Source organism: Psychrobacter sp. TB55-MNA-CIBAN-0194 (assembly GCF_040309505.1).
Classification (GTDB): domain Bacteria; phylum Pseudomonadota; class Gammaproteobacteria; order Pseudomonadales; family Moraxellaceae; genus Psychrobacter; species Psychrobacter fozii.
This window is the reverse complement of sequence record NZ_JBEOOW010000022.1, coordinates 1-1,584: the sequence shown is the minus strand read 5'-3', so window position 1 is coordinate 1,584 and position 1,584 is coordinate 1. Positions and strand designations below refer to the sequence as shown.

The 1,584-nt window shown below is 44.2% G+C and carries 1 protein-coding gene; it reads right to left on the bottom strand.

All coding sequences use genetic code 11. From position 1 onward, the window contains the following. Positions 1-303 precede the first annotated feature (303 nt). The coding region (locus AAEY75_RS14055) for a YadA family autotransporter adhesin (protein WP_352259901.1) at positions 304-1,584 on the bottom strand (1,281 nt) is incomplete at its 5' end.

The following is a 1,584-nucleotide window of genomic DNA, read 5'->3' as shown; positions in this document are numbered from 1 at the left end:
CAATGAGTTAACTGGGTTTTAATTAAGTAATTATCTCCTAATTACTGCCAGTTCTCCCTGTTGAGGGGCGTATTATAGACGCTTTAAATCTCGAGTCAAGAGGTAATTTACCTTTATTCAAATAAACTTGGTTATCCATATCACTAATCTACTTCCCTTACGATTAAATGCATCCTACGAGATCTCAAATAGAAAACAAGGAAAGTTTTCAGAAACCTTCTAACCTCATAGATTCAATTGATTGAGCCTACTATCAAAAACAATAGTAGGCTCAAGTATTTTTTGATTTCTTAGCACTAAACGTTAGTCAAAAGTATAGCTTACGCCAACGTTACCACCATTTTGGCTGCCACTACCACCAAAAGCACTACTGATAGAAAACTGTCCGTCAGATGTGGTGTAACCGACACCAAATGCATAACCTGTCTCACCTTCCCATGTACCACCGCCCAGACCAACGCTGACTTTACCCGGTACATTGGGGTAACGTAAAGCACCGAAAGCAAGCGCGCCTGCAACTGCTGAGTAGGTCTCTCCTTCTAGATCATTTATTCTTCTATCTGTATAACCGAAGGCTTCAGCACGATTTTGATCAAGCTGAGAGACATTAACTGCATCAGTTGGACTGATACCAGCGGCGACATTGGTAATTCGGCGCTGGCTGTTTGCGTTGCCCACTGATACGGTATTGTCTGCACTGGTCTGTGACCCTGCTCCTAATGCTATAGCATTGCTATGAGTTACACTACTATTAGCACCGATAGCTACTGCATTAGCTGCTTGAATGTTCACCGACTCACCGATAGCGACAGAGTTTGAGGCATTAGTCTCGTTTTCAAAAGCTGGTGTACTATTGGTAACAACTGTTGCCGCTGTAGCACCAACAGTTGCATTGCTACCTAGTACTACAGAGTTACTAGTAGTATCACCAATGACATTGTCGTTACCAACTGCATAATTGGCGTTACCACCGACGATATTGGGATCTCCAAACGCACCTGAGCGATCACCTGAAACAACATTGCCATTACCCACGCTAGTAGATTGATCGCCAGTCACTGTATTATTAGTGCCTATAGCGACGCTGTCCTTACCTTTAGATTGAGCGTTAACGCCGATCGCTATCGCACCGTCAGCAGTAGCGCCATTACTGTTATAATTACCTGCATCTTCGCTGTTACTAGAATCATTAACGCTAAAGAAGCGAGCTTGGCTATCTTCGATTTTGTTTTCTAATTCAACTTTAGCTTCTTCACTGATACCTGAATCACCTTTATCTCCTTTAGCGCCGTCGATACCAACCTGACCCGCTGAACCAACCGGACCTTGAGCACCATCAATGCCGTCTTTACCATTTGTACCATCAGCACCGTTTAAACCATCTGTTCCATTCTGACCTGCTGGACCAACAGGGCCTTGAGTACCATCAATGCCGTCGATACCATTTGTACCATCAGCACCGTTCAAACCATCTGTTCCGTTCTGACCTGCTGGACCAACTGGACCTTGAGCACCATCAATGCCGTCTTTACCATTTGTACCATCAGCACCGTTTAAACCATCTATTCCGTTCTGACCTGCTGG